This is a genomic window from Alteromonas gracilis (assembly GCF_002993325.1).
In the GTDB taxonomy this organism is placed as follows: Bacteria; Pseudomonadota; Gammaproteobacteria; order Enterobacterales; family Alteromonadaceae; genus Alteromonas; species Alteromonas gracilis.
The window spans coordinates 182624-198318 of record NZ_PVNO01000026.1 but is presented as its reverse complement, the minus strand read 5'-3'; the positions used below and the strand labels follow the sequence as shown (position 1 = coordinate 198318).

The 15695-nt window shown below is 44.7% G+C and carries 10 protein-coding genes; 4 read left to right on the top strand and 6 right to left on the bottom strand.

The window, feature by feature from the left end:
• Nucleotides 1–6: 6 nt before the first annotated feature.
• Both C6Y39_RS12715 and C6Y39_RS12710 read right to left on the bottom strand, forming a co-directional pair.
• Complete coding sequence (locus C6Y39_RS12715; RefSeq protein ID WP_105931632.1) at nucleotides 7–1479, bottom strand: flavin-containing monooxygenase; 1473 nt, start codon at nucleotides 1477–1479, stop codon at nucleotides 7–9.
• A 103-nt stretch (nucleotides 1480–1582) separates the two neighbouring features.
• Nucleotides 1583–2029 carry an Lrp/AsnC family transcriptional regulator gene (locus C6Y39_RS12710; protein WP_236547194.1) on the bottom strand — a complete coding sequence of 149 codons (447 nt, stop codon included), beginning with the start codon at nucleotides 2027–2029 and terminating at the stop codon, nucleotides 1583–1585.
• A gap of 152 nt (nucleotides 2030–2181) precedes the next feature.
• Between C6Y39_RS12710 and putA the strand changes: the two genes are divergently transcribed.
• From putA to putP, 3 genes are all read left to right on the top strand, one after another.
• Nucleotides 2182–5688, top strand: a complete 3507-nt coding sequence (gene putA / locus C6Y39_RS12705) for a bifunctional proline dehydrogenase/L-glutamate gamma-semialdehyde dehydrogenase PutA (RefSeq protein WP_105931631.1) — start codon at nucleotides 2182–2184, stop codon at nucleotides 5686–5688.
• A 52-nt stretch (nucleotides 5689–5740) separates the two neighbouring features.
• Nucleotides 5741–8302, top strand: coding sequence for a TonB-dependent receptor plug domain-containing protein (locus C6Y39_RS12700; protein ID WP_105931630.1), 2562 nt, complete (start codon nucleotides 5741–5743; stop codon nucleotides 8300–8302).
• A 70-nt stretch (nucleotides 8303–8372) separates the two neighbouring features.
• Nucleotides 8373–9857 (top strand): sodium/proline symporter PutP, encoded by a 1485-nt coding sequence (gene putP / locus C6Y39_RS12695; protein ID WP_105931629.1) that lies wholly within the window; start codon nucleotides 8373–8375, stop codon nucleotides 9855–9857.
• 52 nt (nucleotides 9858–9909) lie between these two features.
• Here putP and cysE read toward each other — a convergent pair whose 3' ends face one another.
• Together cysE and trmJ are read right to left on the bottom strand one after the other, a co-directional pair.
• A complete protein-coding gene (gene cysE / locus C6Y39_RS12690; protein WP_105931628.1) occupies nucleotides 9910–10734 on the bottom strand; it encodes a serine O-acetyltransferase in 825 nt (274 codons plus the stop codon).
• Nucleotides 10735–10740: 6 nt separating this feature from the next.
• On the bottom strand, nucleotides 10741–11505 hold the full coding sequence (trmJ, locus tag C6Y39_RS12685; RefSeq protein WP_105931627.1) for a tRNA (cytosine(32)/uridine(32)-2'-O)-methyltransferase TrmJ: 765 nt from the start codon (nucleotides 11503–11505) through the stop codon (nucleotides 10741–10743).
• Nucleotides 11506–11864: 359 nt separating this feature from the next.
• On the opposite strand from trmJ, the gene suhB reads away from it, so the two are divergent.
• The gene (gene suhB, locus C6Y39_RS12680; protein ID WP_105931756.1) at nucleotides 11865–12641 is read left to right on the top strand and encodes an inositol-1-monophosphatase; all 777 of its coding nucleotides are present in this window, start codon (nucleotides 11865–11867) and stop codon (nucleotides 12639–12641) included.
• 215 nt (nucleotides 12642–12856) lie between these two features.
• Here suhB and secF read toward each other — a convergent pair whose 3' ends face one another.
• Together secF and secD are read right to left on the bottom strand one after the other, a co-directional pair.
• Nucleotides 12857–13798, bottom strand: a complete 942-nt coding sequence (gene secF / locus C6Y39_RS12675) for a protein translocase subunit SecF (protein WP_105931626.1) — start codon at nucleotides 13796–13798, stop codon at nucleotides 12857–12859.
• Nucleotides 13799–13808: 10 nt separating this feature from the next.
• Nucleotides 13809–15653: a protein translocase subunit SecD gene (gene secD, locus C6Y39_RS12670; protein WP_105931625.1), complete on the bottom strand. Its 1845-nt coding sequence runs from the start codon at nucleotides 15651–15653 to the stop codon at nucleotides 13809–13811.
• Nucleotides 15654–15695 lie beyond the last annotated feature (42 nt).

The following is a 15695-nucleotide window of genomic DNA, read 5'->3' as shown; positions in this document are numbered from 1 at the left end:
AAATTATCAGTCTTGCTCTGTTCTTTTTTCAAATTTCAGCGCAGGATCATCAACACGACCTTTGCGAAAAATCTTCACATCTTCTGCATAATTAAACGACATCGACCAGGGAAAATGCATGCCTTGCCGGGGTAACTTATCTAATGAGCGCTGAATATATCCCGCACCGAAGTTTAGTAGCGGCTGTGTCTCCATATCTGGTTCTGCCACAGGCGTGCACTGCACAAAGCCGTGATGCTTCATGTGATTCAGTAACCGTGTAAAATGCTCGCACAAAAGCCCTATTTTTAATGTCCAAGAAGACGCTGTGTACCCCACCGCAATAGCAAAATTAGGGACACCGCTAAGCAACATGCCTTTGTACGTAACGCATGTTGGAAGGGATACAGGGTCACCATCTATCTTGGGGATAAGCCCCCCTAACGGTAAAAGATTCAACCCTGTGGCAGTAACAATAATATCTGCATCTAAATGTTTGCCTGACACAAGTTGAATACCCGTTTCGGTAAACGTATCGATAGTATCGGTAGCAACCGAGGCCTTCCCTTCAGAGATGGATTCGAACAAATCTCCGCCTGGAACAGCGCAAAGTCTCTGCTCCCAAGGATTATAAGGCGGGTTGAAGTGCTTATCGACGGGATAACCCTCAGGCAACATTTTGATGTTTAGGCTACGAATGATTTTTCGCGCTCGTTTCGGGAAGCGCTGGCAAAATGCGTATACCCAGCGCTGTTTCGCAATGTTAAACCGTCTGGCTGCATTAAATGCGATATCGTCGTTAAACAACGCACGTAAATACTTTGCGATAGGATCTTCTACAGGCACAGGCAATACGTAAGACGGCGTTCTTTGAAGCATCGTCACGTGTGAGGCTGTTTTTGCTATTGCAGGCACCAGTGTTACCGCGGTGGCGCCGCTTCCTATTACGACTACTCGTTTATTTTCGTACTCCAGATCTTCGGGCCAATGCTGAGGATGAACAATCTGACCTTTGAAGCGGGATTGCCCTGAAAAATCTGGCGTGTAACCTTTGTCATAACGATAATAGCCCGACGCATTGAAGATCCATCTTGCAGCTACTTGTTCACTTTGCCCGCTTTGTTCAGACTCAAGCGTTACCAGCCAATACTGTTTGTCAGTTTGCCAATTTATATCAACCACACGGGTTAAAAAGCGTATGTGCTCTTTAATTCCGCTTTCTACTGCCGTCTCTTCTATATAGGCTTTTATAGAACGGCCATCTGCAATGGCTTTTTTCTCTTTCCACGGTTTGAAGTCGTAACCAAAGGTAAATAAATCGGAATCTGACCGTATTCCCGGGTACTTAAATAAATCCCAAGTGCCACCGAGGTCGCCTCGTACCTCAATAATCGAATAGGACAAGTCAGGACATTTCTTTTGAATGTGATAAGCACAGCCAATTCCGGAAATTCCCGCGCCAACAATCAATACATCTAAAAATGGCACTGTATTTTGCATGCTTGTCTCTAATGGTCATCAAAAAAGATATAACGTTAATCTATGTTGCCGTTGTTCTTCCGTCAATGCTTGCACGCTTTCTTAAGGACCATACCAAGTTTATTTACCCTTGCTCCTTGATAGGTTGCATAGAAACATACGTTGACGTTGACTCTATGAACGGAAGAACAGAAACAGTTTCCGCTAATATTTTACGGTATTGATTCATGTTCCTAGTTCGTATTTTAAGGAGGTAATCGAATGTTCCCGCTATTAAATGACACTGCTCTATCTCAGGTATTTTGCTGACTGCAGTATTGAAAGCTGCAAGCGCTGACTCTTTTGTATCTGACATAGTGACTTCTGTGAACGCTACCATTTCCATATCCAGCTTTGCATGATTAACAATCGCTTTAAAACCTAATATGTATTCGTTTTCTATAAGTCGCTTCAGTCGATTCTGACACGGTGTTTTTGAAAGCCCTATCCGATCAGCTAATTCACTTACGGACATTCGGCCATCAGAAGATAATTCCTTGATGATCTTTTTATCATAAGCATCCAAATTCACTAAAAAACCCCACTCTACGAATCAAAAAGACTAAAAATAGCAATAAAAAAGTTAATAAACCACACTTAATCGATTAATTAAAGGAAATAAAACCACACCTCAAAGCGTAGAATCATGCTCAGACTTTAATCACTTTAACGAGACCTAACTGTATGCTTGACGTATGCAAACTACATTCGAGAACCGATATCAACAACGCAATTAGAGAAGATGAGTCTGTTGTGATTAAGAAGCTCCTCGATCAGCTATCTCTGCCTATTGCCCATGAAGCGCTGACAAAAGAGTATGCGCAAAAGCTTGTTCATCACCTTCGCAATGATGTAAAGCCAAGCTTAATGGAGACCTTCCTATCAAAGTATGGTCTTTCAACGGATGAAGGTATCGCTCTGATGTGTTTGGCTGAGGCATTACTGCGAGTGCCAGATAGTTTTACTGCCGAGGAATTAATCGAAGATAAAATAGCCTCTTCCGAATGGGATAAGCATCTAGGCCAGTCTAGTTCGTCTTTAGTTAATGCTGCAACATGGGGATTAATGCTAACTGGGAAAGTACTCAGCAACAACGAGCAGAAACGCATTACTAAAAAAGTTAAGCCACTCGTTAAGCGCATTGGTGCGCCTACTATTCGTGTTGCCGTAAAAATGGCAATGAAAGAGCTTGGGCATCAGTTTGTACTAGGCGAATCTATTTCATCAGCAGTGAAGCGCGGGCAAGCGAATGTTAAAGCTGGCTTTGGTTATTCTTATGATATGTTAGGTGAAGCTGCGTTGACGCAACACGACGCTGAGCGCTATTTTGCTGAATACAAAAAGGCGATTAAACACCTACTCACGCTGTCTAGAAGTGGCGACGTACATCAAAACGCGGGCATATCAATAAAGCTTTCAGCCCTTCACCCCCGTTATGAATCTATAAACAAAGAACGAGTATTAGAAGAACTTACGCCAAAGGTGCTGGAGCTCGCTCAACTTGCCAAATCTGGTAATCTAGGGCTAAACATAGACGCTGAAGAATCTGATCGACTTGATCTGTCGCTTGAGGTTATTCAAGACGTATTAAGTGATGTTAGCTTAGAAGGGTGGGACGGCTTCGGTGTTGTGGTTCAAGCCTATAATAAAGCAGCTCCACACGTTTTAGATTGGCTATTTGAACTTTCAACGCGACTGGCTCGCAAAATAACAGTAAGACTTGTCAAGGGTGCTTATTGGGATGCGGAGATAAAGAAAGCGCAAGTAAATGGTGTTAAAAACTTCCCAGTTTACACATCTAAAGCGGCAACCGACACATCATATTTATACTGTGCTAAAAAACTTTTAGATATGCGACATGTAATTTACCCACAGTTTGCAACACATAATGCATGTACTGTCGCCGCCATTTTACAAATGACAGATGATAACAATGGTTTTGAGTTTCAACGTCTTCATGGTATGGGAGAAAGTCTTTACCGCTACCTTGTATCAAAAGAACGTATAAAATGCCGAATCTATGCACCAGTAGGTAAACACAGAGATCTGCTTGCATACCTAGTCCGTCGACTACTGGAAAATGGCGCAAATTCATCTTTCGTCAATCAAATTGTCGATAAATCGGTGCCAGTATCACAGGTTACACAATATCCGCTTACGCAAGTTCAAGTCCCCAAAACATCGGTTATTGCTATGCCTGAGGCCATTTTTGGTGAACATCGCAAAAACTCTAAAGGATTCGATCTCTTTCAGCCCATAGACCAAGATGCATTTAATGAATTGCGATACCACTTTTCGAATACGCAATGGCACGCTACTCCACTGGTAAACCATGACGTAGGCCACAAGCAGTCATTTGATGTCGTAAACCCTGCTAACCACAATGACGCTATTGGTTCAGTTGTCTTTGCAGATGAGTCTGACGTGCTTAGAGCCATCGATAGTGCCCGAATTTGGAAGGAACACGGTGTACGTTCCAGAGGTGTAATTCTTAATCGAGCCGCGGACCTACTCGAACAAAACAGCGGAGAAATTTTTGCCATACTCTGCCGCGAGGCGGGAAAAAATGCGTTTGATGCGGTCGCAGAAATTCGCGAAGCAGTAGACTTCTTACGCTACTATGCGGCGGAAGCGATAAGTCAAAAAGCATCGAAACCATGTGGTATTTTTGCTTGTGTTTCTCCATGGAACTTTCCGCTAGCGATCTTTATCGGCCAAGTTGCCGCCGCTCTGGCGAGTGGAAATGCTGTTGTAGCAAAACCCGCGGAAACAACAACGATTTCCGCTTGGTTTGCCTCAAAGCTACTATATCAAGCGGGCGTACCACGTGAAGTATTTCAGCTGGTTCCAGGAGAAGGAGCTACGGTTGGAAATACGTTAACAGCTTCTCCGAAAATCGACGGTGTATGTTTCACAGGCTCAACGCTCACCGCGCAACGCATCAACCGCAACATGGCTGAACATTGCGCCCCTGACGCGCCGTTAATTGCCGAGACGGGCGGTCTTAATTGCATGATCGTAGACTCTACCGCGCTTTTAGAGCAAGCAGTAAAAGACGTGGTGCGCTCTGCGTTTCAATCTGCTGGCCAACGCTGCTCAGCGTTACGCATGCTCTATATTCAGGAAGATATTTACGCAAGCTTTTTATCAATGCTAAGCGGTGCAATTAATGAATTAAAAGTCGCTGACCCGTGGCATTTAGACACGGATATTGGGCCTGTAATTAGCGAACAAGCGCTAAACACCATAAGTACTTATATAAACGATAACGCTGACAATATTGTTGTTTCATTTGAAGGTGAAGTGCCAAATGATGGTTACTTTATTCCACCTACTGTTATAGAAACAACGGGAATTGATGCACTTGAGACTGAGATTTTTGGCCCTGTCTTACATGTTGCAAAGTTTAAAGCAAAGCACATTGGTCAAATAGTAGAGCGCGTAAACGCGAGTGGTTACGGCTTAACTTTTGGCATTCACAGCAGAATCGATTCTCGCGTAGAAAAACTCGTATCAAGCCTAAACGTTGGCAATATCTACGTGAACCGTGATCAGGTTGGTGCCATCGTTGGCTCACAACCTTTCGGCGGAGAGAACCTCTCCGGTACAGGACCAAAAGCAGGTGGACCACATTACTTAAGTAAATTCATTAAGTCTGAATCTACCATGCTGAATTTGGCGTCTCACGACATTGGTAAAGAAACACTAGCCTTTGACGTCGTCCAAAACAAGATTAACAGCCTCGGCCAAATTCACAATCGTCACATACTTAATGAAACCACTATGCCAGGACCTACAGGCGAATTGAATGTACTTAGAGAATTCGGTAAGGGCGTTATTTTGTGTCTTGGAGAACATTTCGATGAAGCGGTTCGTCAGTCTCAAGCGGTTAAACAAGCTGGGGCAATACCTCTTATTATCTGTAAAGGCGCAAAAGGTGCCAATGCTATCGATGGCACCCTTTCAGCAAACGATTTAACTAAATTGAGTGGCTTCTACGGGGTAGCTATCCACTGTGAAAAAAATCGATTAAGAGAAATAAGAAAAGCATTATCACTACGAGAAGGAGCAATACTATCACTCACAACTTCGCCAGAAGACGTTCAAAAATGCTGTACTTTTGAGCGGCACGTCTGTATTAACACAACTGCAGCAGGAGGGAACGCATCGCTACTCGCGATTGCCTGCTAACCTAAAACTAAAACAATTAAGAAAATAACAAACAACAAGTAGAGGAAATAAAATGAACTATAACTTCAACAAAAGAAAGTTCTTACCGCTGTCGATTGCTATAGCGTTATCTTCGACAGCTTACCTTTCTGCACAGGCATACGCGCAAACCGAAGAGGCAGCAGATGACGCAGCTGACTATGAACAAATAGCCGTATTGGGTTCAAGGAGAGCGCAAGCACGCTCGGCGATGGAAACGCCAAGTCCAATCGACATTGTGGATTCTCAAGAATTAATGCGTCAGGGCAGCACTAATGCTATTGACGCACTAACAGCTGTTGTCCCCTCCTTAAACGCAAGCAGAGAACCTATATCTGACGCAGCAAGTATGGTGCGCCCAGTAAACCTTCGCTCACTTGCAGCAGACCAAACCCTTGTGTTAGTAAATGGTAAGCGTCGTCATCGCGGTGCCGTAGTAGGCGAATTTGTTTCCGGTGTTAACCGCGGAGCGCAAGGCGTAGACGTAACGCCATTGTTCGGTGCGGCACTAAAACGCGTAGAAATCTTGAGAGATGGTGCGGCTGCGCAATATGGTTCTGATGCAATCGCAGGCGTAATCAACTATGCACTTCAAGATGATCCTGAAACCAGAATGATTACCGCTCAATATGGTAAGTCATATTATAACGATGGTGAAACGTTTGAGGTTTCAGGTGCCTATGGATTCCATTTGGGTGACGATGGTTTCTTGGTCGCATCATTTCAAGCTAAAGATTCAGGCCCAACTAGCCGAGGCGTTCAGGATGGTGAAGGGACCAATAGCGGCGCAACTGCGCTAGATGCTGCAGGTTTTCCTATTCAAAACCCGGTGGTTGTCTGGGGTGCTCCCGAAGTCTCTGACGATTACAAATTTTTTGTAAATAGCGGCTATGACATCAATGAATACGTGCAAGCTTATGGCTTCGCAAACTACGCGACTCGTGACGTCGATGGTAGCTTTTTCTACCGTAATCCGACCAACAGACAAGGCGTTTTCGCTAGCGGTTCGGACGCACTTTTTGCCGACTCTACCGGTGAAGGCTGTCCTACAGGACCTCTTCCAACGACCAGCTTTGACGATGCACAGAACTTTGTAAATGGTGCTGGCGATAACTGCTTTTCATTCTTTTCATGGTTCCCGGGTGGATTCACGCCTCGCTTTGGCGGAAATGTGGAAGATTACAGCATTGCGCTAGGGCTTAAGGGCGAATTAGATAACGGTTTAACCTACGACGTGAGTGTTGTTAACGGCGAAAATAATTTGTCTTATGAAATTTACAATACCGTTAACGCATCATTAGGTTCTGCCTCTCCTACTGAGTTCTACTTAGGCGCGCAAATTGAGAATGAAACCGTTTTCAACGCAGATTTCTCAAAGGTTGTTGAAGTTGCTGCATTCGCATCAGATTTAAACGTCGCTTTCGGTCTTCAGTATCATGATGAATCGTTTGAAATAACTCCCGGAGACGAGGCTTCTTATACGGCGGGTGAATTCGTTTCACAAGGCTTTTCAGTAGGCTCTAACGGCTTCCAAGGCTTCAATCCAAGCATCTCTGGAGATTTTTCTAGAAATAGTTCAAGTGCATACGTAGATTTTGAAGCGGATGTTACCGATGACTTGTTACTTGGCCTCGCCATTAGATACGAAGATTACAGTGATTTTGGTACTACGACGAATGGAAAGTTAACCGCTCGTTATATGGTTAATGATGACTTCGCAATACGTGGGGCAGTAAGCACCGGATTCAGGGCCCCTAGTGTTGGACAGTCTAACTTACAAAGAGCAGCGACTAACTTTAATAATGGACAGTTAGAAGAGCTATTAGTCGTTTCGACTACAAGTCCATTTGCGGCGCTATTTGGTGGAGGTCAGTTAGGGCCTGAAGACGCTCGCAACGTGAGTTTAGGTTTTACCACATCTTTAGGTGACCTATCGTTGACCGTTGATTATTTCAATATAAAAATTGACGATCGAATTGCACAAGTTACTCGCGAACTTACACCAGAACAACGCGACCAGTTAGTCGCAGGTGGCGTAGCTGAGGCGGCTACTGTAAGCCAAATCTCTTTCTTTGTTAATGACTTCGATACAGAGACCTCAGGTGTAGATGTGGTTGCAAACTACCCTATCAACTGGGACAACTCATCTACAAAATTCACATTGGCATTGAATTACACCGATACCAAAGTAACTAATCGCGGTGAAACCGTATCAGATGCAAGGGCACGTGAAGTAGAAGACGCCTTGCCTGACTATCGCACAACATTTACTGTTGATCATAGCTTCGAACCATTTAACGCACTGATTCGCGTTAATTACTACGGTGAAGTTTATGAGTCACTCTTCAATGATGAAACGCTGCCGGTGGTCACACCCAGTATGTTTATTGTCGATGCTGAATTAGCCTACGACATCAGTGAGAATATGTCTGTTGCAATAGGTGCCAAAAACCTGTTTGACGAATTCCCTGACGAATGGGAAACAGCAGGTTTTACGGGTAGAGATGGCGGCTTCCTAGGTGCTATATATCCCCTTAACCACCCTGCGGGGCTTGGTGGTGGTAGTTACTACTTAAGACTATCGGCAAACTTCTAATCATACCTATATAGCATAGGGGCTCGTTTCCAGAGCCCCTATTTAATCATACAAAAAAGAAGAGAAAACTATGCTAGATAGTGTTTATCTATCGTTGGCACTTTATTTCATTGTGCTATTAGGAATTGGTGCTTACGGATACTTTTCTACAAAAAATGACGTATCGGGCTTCATGCTTGGCGGACGTCAACTTGGCCCAGCGGTGACAGCATTGTCTGCTGGTGCATCTGACATGAGCGGGTGGATTTTAATGGGTCTTCCTGGACTCATATTTTTAGTCGGAATAAATGGTATATGGATGGCCATTGGATTGACCATAGGCGCCTATTTAAATTACAGGCTACTCGCCCCTAGGCTACGCGTATATACAGAACAACTTGATGATGCCGTGACAATACCTGAATACTTAGAGCGTCGATTTAACGATAACAGCCGCATAATCCGCGTATTGTGTGCCGCCGTCATCATTGTATTTTTCGCTATATACACCACATCCGGTTTAGTTGCAGGTGGCAAGCTGTTTGAGTCTTCATTTGGTTTAAGCTACGAGACAGGAATCTACCTCACAGCGTTAGTTGTGGTTTCGTATAGCACATTCGGTGGCTTTACCGCGGTTAGTGTTACTGACTTCGTGCAAGGTTGCATTATGTTAGTTGCATTAGTTTTGGTGCCTGTGGTGGCGGTTTTAGAAATAGGAGGTGTGAACACTACGATAACCCAGTTACAAAACTTGCAACCCTCCCTACTCTCCTTTCAAGATACTGCCCTTATTACTGTTGTTTCAGCCATGGCTTGGGGACTTGGCTATTTTGGTCAGCCACATATCATAGTGCGCTTTATGGCAATCCGTGGATTGAAAGACCTGGTTGCCGCTAGACGAATAGGCATGAGCTGGATGTTGACCGTCACACTAGGGACAATTGGTGTAGGGTTAACGGGCGCTGCTTTCGCCGCGGCAAATGGGCTTACCATAGAGGACTCTGAAACAATCTTTATCGTGATGTCTACCACGCTTTTTCATCCTTGGGTCACAGGCTTTTTATTAGCGGCTATCCTCTCTGCGATAATGAGTACGATCTCGTCTCAGCTATTAGTGTCATCGAGTTCGATAACAGAAGACGTTTACTACGCTTTCATTAGAAAAAAAGCGAGTCAAAAAGAACGAGTCATCGTTGCACGACTTTCGGTTGTTGGTGTAGCTTTCGTCGCACTTTTTCTTGCACAAGATAGAAGTAACAGCGTGCTATCTTTAGTAGGAAACGCATGGGCAGGCTTTGGGGCAGCGTTTGGACCTTTGATTCTTATCAGCCTTTATTGGGATAAAATGACGAAAAACGGCGCCATTGCAGGTATTGTATGCGGAGGTCTAACGACTATCTTGTGGTCGAATATGAACGTTTCGCTAGGATTTGGACTTAACACTAGTGATGTTTATGAACTTATTCCTGGCTTCTTAGCGAGTACACTCGCCATTTTATTAGTGAGCATGACGGAGAAGCATTCAGAACGCTTCGAGCAATGCCACCATAACGTTTTGAAAAAGCTTCAGAACTAATAGCAAAGGATACCCATCCCAATTACTCTGTGGGATGGGCCTTTACCACATTTTATATCGCCGGGTCGAATGACGCGTGTTCGCCATCTTTTTGTTTTGACTCGTTAAATTCGATACCCGTTTCAGCAAAATCCTCAGCGCTGATATTATGTAAATTGTCTGTACACACTTCACCACCGAGCGACTGAATAACCTTGCACATCTCTTCCACTTTTGTGTCCATTTGGTGCATATGTTCTAGCATTATACCCATGGCATTCGCCACAGGATCTGGATTATCAGGCGCAACCGCATAGGCATCAAAACCATATTTCTGCGCTATTTTGTCGCGCTGCGGATTTGTAGCCGCAGAGATTTCCTTTTGCTTAGAAATGATAATACGGCCAGGGATCCCTACCGCCGTTGCGCCATCAGGAATGTCTTTTACCACAACAGAGTTAGAGCCTACTTTGGCGTTTTCACCTATGGTGATGGGCCCTAGGACTTTAGCCCCCGCTCCCACCACCGAGCCATTTTTGAGTGTAGGGTGACGTTTACCTGCCTTCCAGCTAGTACCGCCAAGCGTGACGCCGTGATAGAGGGTTACGTCATCACCAATCTCGGCGGTTTCGCCGATAACGACACCCATACCATGGTCGATGAATACTCTGCGACCTAAGGTGGCGCCAGGGTGAATTTCGATGCCCGTCAGCCAGCGGCTAAATGTTGATAAGGTGCGTGCCAACCATTTCCATTCAGCTTTCCAGAGCTTGTGACTGACGCGATGCAGCCAGACTGCGTGAAGACCAGGATAGTTAGTTAACACTTCAAACGTGTTTCTTGCCGCGGGGTCACGATGAAAAACACCTTTGATGTCATCTTTAATACGGGCAAACATACGCGTTTACTCTTTCTCTTCTTTTGTTTCAGTAGAGTGGGAGTCACCTGAGGCAGCATTGTTCACTGACTTATCGATAGACGCCAATATACCGCGCAAGATATTTAGCTCTTGTGACTCAGGGCGAGCGCGGTTGAAAAGTCGGCGAAGCTTAGTCATCACAATGCCAGGATGGCTTTTGCGAATGAACGATGTCTTTTCTAACGTCGACTCTAAATGCACGTAGAAACGCTCCAGATCTTCATTAAGCGGGTACTCTTCTTCAACACTTGGATAGGTTTCACGATTCAAAAATGCCATACGAATTTCGTAACACAGGGTTTGAACAGCAGCTGCCAAGTTTAAAGAGCTATATTCAGGGTTAGCCGGAATACACATATGGAAATGGCACTGTTGCAATTCTTCGTTCGTTAAACCACTGTTTTCGCGACCAAACACCAATGCAACTGGGTACTTTTCCACTTCTTGAACAAGCTTTTCTCCACAATCCCGTGGACCGAGCATGGGCCATGAATGCGTGCGAGAACGAGCAGATGTTCCCACTACTAAACCACAATCCTTCACAGCTTCTTCCAATGTGCTGACAATTTTGGCATTTGCTAGTACATCCCCAGCGCCGGCCGCTAACGCACTTGCTTGGCCGTCGGGTTCATTTACCGGGTCTACCAGATACAAGCTGCTTAATCCCATGGTCTTCATGGCGCGCGCCGTCGAGCCAATGTTTCCAGTGTGAGATGTGTTAACTAAAATGATGCGAATATTTTCGAGCATGCCTGCAATACCTACGTACTTTCTTTAAAAGATGACACTTACCTATTTCGCATCACCTAACTAGCTTCAATTACGCAAGTTTAACACAGCGGCAGTATAGATGGCTATTCAGAGCTGTCTCCAGACTAACGAATTGGATGTCTATGCCAGTCCCTTTTAAAGTTCTGTAACGCAGCCGCTTCTTGCTTTTCTGTATTCGTCATCTAATCCAGGCTTACTTTTTTGATTAACACTCTCTTGTGGGATTTCATTTGCATCGCTCACTGATTCTGGTAGACTCCGCCCGTTTTCGAAAACAACTAGCTATTTTTTATACAGCTGGATTGTTTCATTGGTCTTTTACAATTGGTGGTTTATCTATGCATCCTATGCTGAATATTGCGGTGCGCGCTGCGCGTGCGGCTGGAACAGTTATTGTTCGCGGTTTTGAAAAACATAACGAAGTAGCAACAGAGTCGAAAGGCTTAAACGACTTCGTGACACAAGTTGATAAAGAAGCAGAACAAGCGATTATCTATAAAATTCAGCAGTCATACCCAGAACATTGCTTCCTCGGTGAAGAGTCTGGTGAGGTTCATGGTAAAGAGACAGATTATCAGTGGATTATCGATCCATTAGATGGCACCACCAATTTCGTGAAAGGCATCCCTCATTTTGCCGTTTCAATTGCACTTCTTCACAAAGGCCGTTTAGATCAAGCCGTTGTATTCGACCCTATCCGCAGTGAATTGTTCACCGCTAGCCGTGGACAGGGCGCACAGCTGAATGGTTACCGTATTCGCGCTTCTAAGCCTCGTGACCTTTCAGAAACCATCATTGCTACTGGTCTTCCATTCAAAAACAAGTCTGCATTCGGTGAATACGCACTTAGCCTTAACAAAATTTTCCATGAAGTGGGCGATATTCGCCGCGCAGGCAGCGCAGCGCTAGACCTTGCTTATGTAGCTGCTGGTCGTCACGACGGTTACTGGGAGCGCGGGATCAAATCTTGGGATATCGCAGCAGGTGAACTGATTGTTCGTGAAGCGGGCGGTTTGGTAACCGACTTTAAAGGTAACAATGACCCACTGCATAAAGGCGAAATTGTTGCTGGAAGTGCAAAAGTAGTTCAAGGTTTGGTTAAACACCTTAAGTAATTCGCTTTTAAGCACGTAAGAAAATGAGATTAGTAAACAAAGGCGCTTTTATACAGCGCCTTTTTTGTAAGCGTTGAGCGGTAACCTATAGCCTTTATTAGCTACTAATAAAATTGAGCGATGAATCCGCCGTGAAAACCTGATATACCAATACCTACAAAAAAACCGCATCACTGGATGCGGTTTTTGAATTTAAATGCTATCGACCTCAAATCTTAAGGCATAGGATCTAAATCTGCGCCTTCTTTTTCCACTTGTGGTGGCATTAGGTCTTCTTTACTAATACCTAAAGCAAGTGCTACTGAACTCGCAATATAAACTGACGAGTAAGTACCTACTACTACACCGAATAACAACGCAGTGGCGAAACCATGAATAAGCGCACCACCTTTATAGAACAAGGCAACCAATACTAACACCGTGGTTAGTGAGGTGATGATAGTACGGTTAAGGGTTTGCGTTAGTGAGATGTTGATAATCTCAACTGGCTCACCTTTACGGATTTTGCGGAAGTTCTCACGAATACGATCACACACAACAATGGTATCGTTAAGTGAATAACCAATCACCGCAAGCACCGCCGCCAGTACTGTGAGGTCAAATTCAATTTGAAGTACTGAAAATAAACCCAGCGTAAGTATAACGTCGTGCGCTAGCGCCGATACTGACCCTAGAGCAAATCGCCATTCAAAACGCATCGCGACATAAACGAGGATACATAACAGTGCGACTAGCATTGCAAGACCGCCCTGCTCTGTTAACTCTTCGCCTACGTTTGGACCTACGAATTCGATACGACGCATATCAACCGCAGTACCGTCAGCACGTAGTGCTGCAAGCACCTGCTCGCCAATAGTAACGGCTTTAACGCCATCACGAGGAGCAATGCGGATTAGTACATCTTGGCTGCTGCCAAAATTCTGCACTATAGCATCTTCGAAATTAGATTCGTTGAGCTGAAGGCGAATCGCCTCTAGATCAGCTGAATCTTCATAGCCCACTTCAATAAGCGTACCGCCAGTAAAATCTAGACCCCAATTAAGGCTGTTCACTCCAAGAGAAACAAATGAGCCAATAATGAGAAGTGTCGATAGTACCATCGCAGGAATGCGAAGGCGCATGAAATTAACGGTTTCGGATAATTTTAATAACTGCATTTTACGCTCCTTAAATCGCTAATTTCTCTACACGTTTGCCGCCCCATACTGCGTTAACAACAACGCGAGTAACCAAAATAGCGGTAAACATTGAAGTTGCGATACCAATCATTAGCGTAATAGAGAAGCCTTTAATTGGGCCGGTACCTACCGCAAACAGGATAAGACCAGCAATGAAAGTAGTTATATTCGCATCCAAGATGGTTGAGAATGCACTGTCGTAGCCGTGATGGATAGCTTGCTGTGGACTACGCCCGTCGCGAAGCTCTTCTCGGATACGTTCATAAATAAGCACGTTCGCATCTACTGCCATACCAACGGTTAGAACAATACCCGCCATACCTGGTAATGTTAGCGTTGCGCCTGGAATCATCGACATAATGCCAACAATCATTACCAAATTGGTAATAAGAGCGATGTTCGCCACAACGCCAAATGCTTTGTAGTAAATCAACATGAAAACAAGCACTGCCGCTAAACCATAAACAATGGCCTGCATACCTAGCTCAATGTTTTCCTTACCTAAGCTTGGCCCTACAGTGCGTTCTTCAACAATTTGAATTGGCGCAATCAATGCACCTGCGCGAAGTAATAACGCTAGGTCCCGTGCTTCTTTCGGAGAGTCAAGGCCAGTAATTTGAAACTTACTGCCTAGCTGGGCACGAATAGTTGCAACAGAGATAACCTGTTCTTCTTTCTCAAAGATTAACTTGCCGTCTTTGTTTCTCTCACCTGTGGATTTGTATTCAATGAATACAGTCGCCATTGGCTTACCAATATTGCCTCGGGTCGAGCGAGACATCTTGTTACCGCCTTCGGAGTCCAGTGAAATATTCACGTTTGGAAGACCGTACTCATCTACCCCACTGTTTGCATCTATAATATGGCTACCAGTAAGCATAATACGCTTTTCAAGTAGCTGAGGAATACCTTGTTGGTCTTCGATAACCTGAGAACCAGGAGGTACACGACCATTCAATGCGTCGCGAATATCGTTTTTCTGGTCAACCATGCGAAATTCTAGCGTCGCTGTTGCGTTTAGAATTTCTTTTGCACGAGCGGTATCTTGAATACCTGGTAGCTGAACCACAATGCGCTCTGCACCTTGTTTTTGAACAAGCGGCTCTGCCACACCAAGTTGGTTCACACGATTGCGAATAATGGTGATGTTTTGCTTAACCGCGTTGTCGCGGATTTCCTGTAGTTTACTTTCAGCGAAAACAGCGCGAAGGGTTAGGTCATCGATTTGATTGAAGGTAAGATCACGGCTTTGATTGCGTAGGAAGAATTCAGCCTTATCGAGGGTCTCTTCATCACGAAAAGTAATGTCGATATGATCATCAACCTGCTTTACGCCGCGATAGCGAATACCTTCTTCACGCAGTGAGGTACGGAAACCACTCTCTGCATCTTCAAGCGACTTAGTGATAACTTCTGACATATCTACTTCCATTAGGAAGTGAACGCCACCGCGAAGGTCAAGGCCAAGCTTCATTGGCGAACCACCTAGCCCTTCAAGCCACTCTGGTGTGTCTGGCGCTAGGTTCATGGCAACGTAGTAGTCATCGCCAAGTACTTTTTCAAGGGTTTCGCGAGCAACAAGCTGCGTATCTGAGTCAGAAACACGAACTAAAATTTGGTCGTTTTCAAACTCAACGCGCTTGGGTGAAATATTCTTTTCGGCAAGGGCCGCTTTTACTTGCTCAACTGTAGCGTTTGTAACTACAGCATCACGGCCTGCTGAGATTTGTACGGCGTGATCTTCGCCATAAATATTAGGAAGTGCATAGAGTGCGCACATTGCAACAACAATGAGTACACTCAATACCTTCCATATGGAGTTTTTGTTTAGCACTGGATAATCCTTTCGTGCCAAAACCGGGAAGCGTCCCGGCCC

What these genes read in the sequence shown, in the direction of transcription:
- cysE (WP_105931628.1), bottom strand. Translation starts at nt 10,734, where the DNA reads ATGTTTGCCCGTATTAAAGATGACATCAAAGGTGTTTTTCATCGTGAC.
- putA (WP_105931631.1), top strand. Translation starts at nt 2,182, where the DNA reads ATGCTTGACGTATGCAAACTACATTCGAGAACCGATATCAACAACGCA.
- suhB (WP_105931756.1), top strand. Translation starts at nt 11,865, where the DNA reads ATGCATCCTATGCTGAATATTGCGGTGCGCGCTGCGCGTGCGGCTGGA.
- C6Y39_RS12700 (WP_105931630.1), top strand. Translation starts at nt 5,741, where the DNA reads ATGAACTATAACTTCAACAAAAGAAAGTTCTTACCGCTGTCGATTGCT.
- C6Y39_RS12715 (WP_105931632.1), bottom strand. Translation starts at nt 1,479, where the DNA reads ATGCAAAATACAGTGCCATTTTTAGATGTATTGATTGTTGGCGCGGGA.
- putP (WP_105931629.1), top strand. Translation starts at nt 8,373, where the DNA reads ATGCTAGATAGTGTTTATCTATCGTTGGCACTTTATTTCATTGTGCTA.
- trmJ (WP_105931627.1), bottom strand. Translation starts at nt 11,505, where the DNA reads ATGCTCGAAAATATTCGCATCATTTTAGTTAACACATCTCACACTGGA.
- secF (WP_105931626.1), bottom strand. Translation starts at nt 13,798, where the DNA reads ATGCAGTTATTAAAATTATCCGAAACCGTTAATTTCATGCGCCTTCGC.